Annotated in this window: 7 protein-coding genes; 1 reads left to right on the top strand and 6 read right to left on the bottom strand. The window is 52.0% G+C overall.

The window, feature by feature from the left end:
- The 6 genes from PHF27_RS12065 to PHF27_RS12090 form a co-directional block, all read right to left on the bottom strand.
- The coding region (locus PHF27_RS12065; protein WP_300070399.1) for a DnaB-like helicase N-terminal domain-containing protein at positions 1–449 on the bottom strand (449 nt) is incomplete at its 3' end.
- An 87-nt stretch (positions 450–536) separates the two neighbouring features.
- The gene (locus PHF27_RS12070) at positions 537–1232 is read right to left on the bottom strand and encodes a hypothetical protein (protein WP_300070402.1); all 696 of its coding nucleotides are present in this window, start codon (positions 1230–1232) and stop codon (positions 537–539) included.
- Between the two features lie 469 nt (positions 1233–1701).
- Positions 1702–3579, bottom strand: coding sequence for a Lon family ATP-dependent protease (gene lonC / locus PHF27_RS12075; protein ID WP_300070414.1), 1878 nt, complete (start codon positions 3577–3579; stop codon positions 1702–1704).
- 74 nt (positions 3580–3653) lie between these two features.
- Complete coding sequence (gene rplI / locus PHF27_RS12080) at positions 3654–4106, bottom strand: 50S ribosomal protein L9 (protein ID WP_300070405.1); 453 nt, start codon at positions 4104–4106, stop codon at positions 3654–3656.
- Complete coding sequence (locus PHF27_RS12085; protein ID WP_300070407.1) at positions 4078–6063, bottom strand: DHH family phosphoesterase; 1986 nt, start codon at positions 6061–6063, stop codon at positions 4078–4080. The genes rplI and PHF27_RS12085 overlap by 29 nt, the downstream gene beginning before the upstream one ends.
- A gap of 12 nt (positions 6064–6075) precedes the next feature.
- The gene (locus tag PHF27_RS12090) at positions 6076–7038 is read right to left on the bottom strand and encodes a YybS family protein (protein WP_300070410.1); all 963 of its coding nucleotides are present in this window, start codon (positions 7036–7038) and stop codon (positions 6076–6078) included.
- A 314-nt stretch (positions 7039–7352) separates the two neighbouring features.
- Here PHF27_RS12090 and PHF27_RS12095 point away from each other — a divergent pair, with 314 nt between their 5' ends.
- The gene (locus PHF27_RS12095) at positions 7353–7781 is read left to right on the top strand and encodes a universal stress protein (protein ID WP_300070413.1); all 429 of its coding nucleotides are present in this window, start codon (positions 7353–7355) and stop codon (positions 7779–7781) included.
- The last annotated feature ends 262 nt before the right edge of the window (positions 7782–8043 follow it).

The raw sequence follows: 8043 nt of genomic DNA on the forward strand, positions 1-8043 counted from the left end.
CGGCGGTTGGATACCTCCAAAATCATCTTCTCCGCCTGATCGACAATTTGCGATACCTCTTCACTGCCCTCATAACCCAACGCGGCAATTTTCGTCGAGGTCTGGATAAGCTGACGCAAAAGCGCCTTTTCCTCCACAATCTTAGCATGATAATGCACATTCGCCGCCGTAGGCACGCTGTTCGCCAACGATGTCACGTAGGCAATACCGCCCACTTTTTCCAGATTGTCTTCCCTCTTTAAAAGCTCGATGACCGTAATCATATCCACTGCTTCATTGCGGTTGTACAAATCCAGCATAGCCTCAAAAATCAGCCGATGCGCCTCACGATAAAAGTCGCCGCCTTTTAAAAGTTCCGTCACCCTGGCGATCGCTTCTTTTTCTATCAACATCGCCCCAAGGACGGCTTGCTCCGCCTCTATATTCTGGGGGGGAACACGTTCAATCAACAAATTTCTTTCCTCCTGTACTGCAACAAAAACATATGTTCACAATCATTAATTATAACGCATTCCCTGCTTTTTTGCACAATCTTTCTAACGGCGCATACAGGCTGGATTTCCGTCCACCCAGGCAAAGCGCAATTGGCAGCCGCCTCGGCGCACGGCTGGCGTAATACCGCCGCGGCGTGCCTCCAGCCCTAAACAAGCCAAAAAATGCACATAGGCTTCCCATACCTCCGGCGGCGCTTGAAAAGCATGGATTACCAGCATGGCATTAGACGCTCCAAGGCGGCTGGCTTCCAACAAAGCGGCAACGGTACGATGAATCCAGGGATACTGGCAATTCGCCGCCGCTTCTTCTTCCAGCTCCAACAAGGATAAAAAAGCCCGCAGCCGTTCTCTCTTGCCTTTTTGCAAGCTTGCCGGCGGCAGCCACTCCTCCACCGTAGGCCCTAGAGACTCTTCTCCTTGCGCTTCCACAATGAGCACATGCTGCTCTAAATCGGTCCGCGCCAGCACGCATAAATCACATTGAGACGCCGTTTCGCCGCCGGGAAGATGCACTTGAAACTCCGGAAAAGCAAAAAGCAGCCGCATGCTTTGCAGTTCCGGCTCTTCGGCCGCCGCAAATACGGCAGCTGCCTCTTTAGGAAACCCTTTTGTCGCGCCGCACCAGCAATAAGCCAACGCCCGTAACGGGCTGCCTGGCTGCCAATGCAGCTCCTCCTTGGCCAAAAGCGGCCTCCAGCCATTTTCCGGATTTTCGAGCGGAGCATAAATGCGCATCATGCTGACCATCCCCTCTCCACATTGTCTGAAGTGTTTGTTTTGGTTATTTTTCGACACATGAAAACAGTCTCCTGCTAAAACGCGGCGCACGGAGAAAACGGAAATTGAACATGAGTAAAGCGAGGGAACGAATGAGGGTTAGATTGAACAAGAGAATCGGAGAACCGGAGGGACCGAATGAGTTTCATGTTGTTTAAGAGGAACAAGAATGGGCCTCCTAAAGGGCTAAGACGGCGGCCATTGTATTTGAGACTTTTATTGGAGCAAACCGGTCCGTAGGACGAAAAAGCAGTCTAAAGCGGATCACAGTTTCGCCTGTTTGAGCACAGCGAGTTAAGAAACTGCCGCTTTAGTCTGCTTTTTCGAGGTGCGCGCAAATCTTGTCTCAAATACAAGGCTGCCAAAAATTCTAACCTAAAAACAAAATCCCCGCCGCAGGTCCAGTCCTGCGACGAGGATTTATGTTCACTTATACTACTGGCGAAGCTGCTTTTTCTTCCAGTAAAATAGCCAATGCTTCGGACACCGTTTCTACCGGTCGGATATCCAGCCCCAAATGACCTTCGGGAATGTCTTTGGCATTTTCCTTAGGGATCAGCATGACCTGCACGCCAGCTTGTTTCGCGCCATAGGCTTTTTCAAACACGCCGCCTACGGCTTTGACGCGTCCTTGAATGGACACTTCGCCAGTTACGGCTATGCTTTGCCGCACGGCGCGTCCGGAAATCGCGGAAATGAGCGCCGCCGTAATGGCTACCCCTGCGGAAGGACCGTCAATGCGGCCGCCGCCGACAATATTGATATGCAAATCAAAATCCGCCAAATCCGCGCCGATCAATTTTCTCACCACCGCGGCGGCATTGAATACCGAATCCTTGGCCATAGATCCGGCGGTATCATTGAAGCGCATCGCGCCTTTGCCTTTTTCCGCCGCCGGAAAGGCCATCGCTTCAATTTCCAAGACCGAGCCCAAATAGCCGGCCACGCCTAGACCGAAGACTTTGCCCACCTCGCTGGTAGTGCTGGCTTTCTGGCTGACATACGGCGTCAAGCGGCTCACCTGGGCCACCCGGTACACGTCCTCCAAGGAAATGCGTCCTTCCCCCCCGTCTTGCCGGTACAAAGAAACTCCATGGGCATCCGCCAGAATATTGACAGCCTTGCGGCCCTCAATGGTATATTCGCTGATTAACTCCGCCACGCCCTCTTCCAGAGTCACTTTGAGTTTGCTGGCTGCGTTAATCACAATGGTCTGAATGTGCTGCGGCGTCAGCGGTTCAAAGTAAATCTCCGCGCAACGCGAGCGAATGGCCGGAGCAATGTCTTCCGCATCACGCGTAGTAGCGCCGATGAGAATAAAGTCCGCCGGCGCGCCGTCCTTAAAGAGCTTGCGCACATAAGGAGGCACTTGAGGGTCATTGGGATCGTAGTAAGCCGATTCAAAATAAACCCGCTTATCTTCCAGCACCTTAAGCAGTTTGCTTTGGAGCATAATATCCATTTCACCGATTTCATCGATGAACAAAATGCCGCCATGAGCATCGGTCACCAAGCCCGGCTTGGGCTCCGGCACACCGCTGTCTACCAAATCCCGGCGAGCGCCCTGGTAAATGGGATCATGTACAGAACCCACCAAGGGGTTGGTAATATCCCGCGGGTCCCAACGCAGCGTTGTTCCATCTACTTCGACAAAGGGCGCATCCTGCGAAAATGGCGTATACGCCAAGCGCTTGGCTTCTTCCAAGGCAATGCGCGCCGCCGTTGTTTTACCCACGCCAGGAGGACCGTATAAAATCAAATGTTGCGGATAGGGAGACGCCAATTTGGAGCGCAATGCCTCCAGCGCCCGTTCCTGGCCGACAATTTCATCAAAAGAAGCTGGCCGCAGCATGGACATAACGGATTTAGAAACGCTGCGTTCTTCCATTTTTTCCAGTTCTTCATATTTTTTGCGCATCGCCGGCGTCTCGCCGCCTTCTTCATCCCGCAGCACCTGCAAACGAATGTCGCGCAAATATTCTTGATGGCGCTCTTCCATCTTCTCGTTTACTTTTTTCTCAATGCGGTCTTCGACGCGCTTTTTGGCCAGCATGTCCGCCAGCAGATTCTCAATATCCTGCAGAGCAGCAGGAGTTTCTTGCCGTGGCGGGGCATCCTTCAAGGTAGGATCGTCAAAAACCAGACGTTCCAAACCCAACAACCGCTGTTCAAAGCGCTCCGACTGCATCAGCGGCAACACGCCCATTTTTCCCGCCTTAATGATCAACTTCTCTTGGCCGATCAAAGAAGCATAGGTGCGGTACAACACCAAAAGCTGCCTTTCTTGAGGCGGCTCCTTTTCCGGCATTTCTTCTTTATGCAAAATACGTTGTAGAAAATCTTTCATACCCTGCTTGGCTCCGATCTATTAGGATATGAGGATCAAGCCTTAGCTGCAACAATCTCCACCTGAATCTGCGTGCTGACTTCGGGGTGAAGTTTGATAGTCACCGGATAGATCCCCACTGTTTTTATGGCCTCTTTAATTTCAATTTTGCGCTTGTCCACATCCAACTCATGCTGCTTAACCAAAGCATCCGCCACGTCCTTGGACGTAATCGCGCCAAAAACCTTGCCGCCTTCGCCTACTTTAACTTCCAACTTCACTTTAACCTTCGTCATTTGTGAAGCCAATACTTTCGCTTCGTCATGGGCGCGTTGTTCTTTATGCTCTTTAGCAGCCGACTGCTGCTTGGCGGTATTCACATTCGACGCAGTAGCTTCAATAGCCAACTGCTGCCGAAACAGCACATTGCGCGCATAAGCTTCCGCCACTTCGATAATATCGCCTTTTTTACCTAATTTTTTAACTTCTTGCGTCAGAATTACTTTCATCTGCTGCACTCTCCTTTGCTATCTCGCGGAGGATTTCCTCCAGCTGCATTTTTATGTCCGCTGCCGTAACGCCGCGGATTTGCGCCCCGGCCACCGTCTGATGACCGCCGCCGCCGAAGCGCTCCATAATCACATGTACATTGTAGTCCCCTTGACAGCGAGCGCTAATGCCTACGCCGTCTTCATAAGGAAAGAGCACAAAACTCATATGCACGCCTTCCACCATTAAAAGCCCGTCCGCCACTTGCGAGGCCACCACCTGAGCGTCCCGCACGTCCGACGGACAAACCGATACGGCCGCCCCGCCAGGCAGCATTTCCGTATCCACCATCATGCGCGCTTTGGCTTGGGTAGTGGCAAAATCCGTACGGAACAAGTAGCGCACAAGCACCGGATCGGCGCCAGCGCGCCGCAAAAAAGACGCCGCCTCGAACGTGCGCACTCCCGCCTGCACGGTAAAGCTTTTCGTATCTACTACAATGCCGGCATACAGCGCCGTAGCGTCCGAACGAGTCAACTCCACCGATTCATCAAAGTACATCAAAAGCTCCGCTACCATTTCGCTGGTCGAAGAAGCAGACGGCTCCAGATATACCAAAAAGGGATTTAAAATAAAATCTTCACTGCGCCGATGATGATCAATGACAATCGTACGTTCAATCAGGCTCAGCAGTTCCGGAGCCGCCACCAGCCCCGGCCGATGCGTATCCACTACCACCAGCAAAACGCCTGGTTCGACCAAAGCTTGCGCCTGATCCGCCGGGACCAAGAGCCCCTCGTACTCGCTATAGTCGGATAAAAGCTCTTCCAGCTTACGGCTGGCTGTGCCCGGCTGACTAACAATGACGCGAACTTCTTTTTTGAGGTGCCTCGCCATGCGAGCCACGCCAATGGCAGCGCCCAAGCTGTCGAAATCCTCCCCTACATGGCCCATAACCAAAACGTTGGACGCATCCAGCATGCTTTTTCGCACCGCCTGCGCCACCGTCCGCGCCTTAACACGGGTATTCTTTTCCACCGCCTTGGATTTGCCGCCAAAAAACTGCACCTTGCCGTCACAGTACGCCGCAACCTGATCGCCGCCGCGTCCCAAAGCCACATCCAGGCCGATTTGCGCCCGTTCCCCCAGCGCCGCCAGCGACGGTTCGCCGGTAGCTACGCCCACACTGAGAGTCACCGGGATGCGATTGCCTGCATGAAGCTCCCGCACCCGATCCAGAACTTCAAACTTCTCGCGCATGGCTTTTTCCAACTGGCCGCGCCCCAACATCACCAAGTAAATATCACGAGTATATTTTTTGGAAAATCCTTTTAGTCCGCCTACCCAGTCGACAATTTCCTTATTCACCGCCGCGAGAAGCTCTGCACGCTTACTCTCCGTCAGTCCCTGGAGGACATCGTCAAAGTTGTCAATCTGGACATAGGCCACGGCGGGCAACGCCGCCTTAAGAGCCAAGCGACGCCCTTCCTCTTCGGTCATGTCTTGGATGTACAAAATCATGCGTTCTTCCGCTGGCCGGTGCAATACTAGATAATAATGGGCGCCAGCCATAAAGGTAAATTCCCCCGCCTGTCCCCACCAACCGTTAGGCAGCAGTTCCGGCCAAAGCAAATCAATGCGCGTTCCCGTATGCAGACGGCCTTCCGACCATTCCAACAGACGATCATTGTGCCAACAAACCAAGCCCTCTTGATCAATTACCGCAATCGCCAAGGGCAGCTCTTCCAACGCATAATTTTCTGCGGCTCCCACTTGTACCGCCAATTTCTTTATGTACGCTTCCAGTTCACGCTGATTCTCGTATCGCTGCTCTCGCCCGTATAGATACAACGCTCCTAAGAAAAATGCGCCCAACAACGTAAGATATAAATTGTAAAAACCAACCAGCGCCAACAGGCACAGCGCCACAATCAAATAGAGACGGGCCTCCCGCCAAAAGTCGGGAATGAGTTTCATGACAGTCGCCTCCTACGATGGTTCCCCCGGTTTACGCAGCCGACGCACATCTACCCAGGCTTCGGCCACACCGGCATAAATCACCATTTGCGTCAAAAAACCATTAGTTACAAGTAACAACAAAATCAAACCACGCACAAATTTAGGCAAACGATACTTGTCCGTCAGAAATACCACTAACGACAAGCCTTGTACAAACAAAAACAAACTAGCAATAACTTGCACATTCATAGCGATGTCCCGCAGCCATAACCACTCGCGGCTGGAGCCCCAATAGGCTCCCACCAGCGCCAAGGCGTACGCATAAGCAAGACCGCCGTGAAAGCGCCACTCCCGAAACGGCGGGAACGCCGGCACTTCCATGCCCAAGCGGCGCAACACCAACCGCGCCACAATGAAATTGAGATACGTGTCCACCACGGCCGCCATAGCAAACCCGGCAGGCAGGATAATACGCAATACATCCACCAGTTGGCCCATCGTCGCCGCCAAGCGCTGCAATTCTTCTTCTTGCATTCCCATGGAGCGGTACATGGCTAGAGCCTCTTCCGTGCCTTTGGCCATAACATCAATCTGCATTTCCAAGGGATTGATACCTAAAATGAAGGCGCTCAGCCCCAGAACGGCCACCTTGGAAAGGAGCGAAGCCAACGAACCCCAAACCAAGGCCTTTCCTGGTGAGTAGGCTTCTCGAATCGCATGTCCCAAAACAATACCGATTAAACCAAATCCGACCACCACGCTCAATGCGTGCAGCGGATGCATTAATACGGCAATTAGTACGCCCGCCGATAATGTAGCCATCACGCTCCAGCGAAAGCCATGGCGAACTCCCAAAAGAATAATCGGCACTGGCCAAAGCATATTGACAAAAGGTCCCAAGATGGGCAAATACGCGCTCATCAAAGCAAAAACAATGGCAATCGCCGATAAAATACCGCCTTCCACCAGCGGCCGAATTCGTGTCTGCGTCATGCAACAACCTCGTTTCCAAAAATAAGAAGTATATCTTGTATTAGATTCGCAGTCCTCTTGGCTCTTTCCTGCCAAGAGTTATCGTTTAAAAATAATTGAACAAGAGAATCAGCGACTTCAACCATTCCCTCATGCATAGCCGCCCTTGACTCCCGTGACTCTGGTTCAAGCCATAGAACTTTTTCCCCTTTGGCCTGAAGGGGCCAAAGGGCTTAATTTTCAACAGCCAACAGGATTCCCTAAATAAACAGCGAATAAAACAGGTAACCTAGTAAGAATAGCAATAAATCCATTTTCGCTGGGAGGTGTTTTGGATGAGTGTTCGTCGCATTGTCTTTTCATTCGACGGTTCAGAAACCAGCCTCAAGGCCCTGCCCTGGGCGATCCGCTTCGCCAAAGAAAGCGGTGCAGCCACCGTTTTACTAAGCGTGTTTGAACCGTTGGCGCAATATCCCATCGGCAAGGCAGCTAACTTGCTGCAGTTTGAAATGTCCGCCAAGCAATATCTGGAAGACTTGCAAAACGAGGCCAAAGAGGCTTTTTTAAAGGAAGGCCTTACGATTGAAACCGTTCTTCTCGACGGAAATCCCGCCGATGAAATCATAAGCTATGCCGCCGCCAACCCAATTGATCTAATTTTGTGCGGCACGCGCGGTTTAGGCGAAATCGGTTCCCTGCTCTTGGGGAGCGTAGCACATAAACTTGTTACTTATTCTCAAGTTCCTGTGCTAGTTATTAAGTAATGATACCATACTCCGGTCATTTTGCAAGGTAAGTTCTGGCTGCAGCTATGCCGCAAGCCATTTGGGAGGAAGCGCCTGCTTCCTAATCGCCTTGCCTACTCAGAACAATCGAAGGAACGATGCCAATGAATGACAAGGCGCCTCACGCAACATTAACACAAGAAGAAATTGAAGCCCTGCTGAAAACGCTGCCGCCAGATGAAACTCCGGCAGACGCAATTCCAGCAGGGCCTGTTGGCGTGTCCAGCCAAGATCCAAACGC

It is taken from the genome of Anaeromusa sp. (genome assembly GCF_028691475.1).
Taxonomy (GTDB): Bacteria; Bacillota; Negativicutes; order Anaeromusales; family Anaeromusaceae; genus Anaeromusa.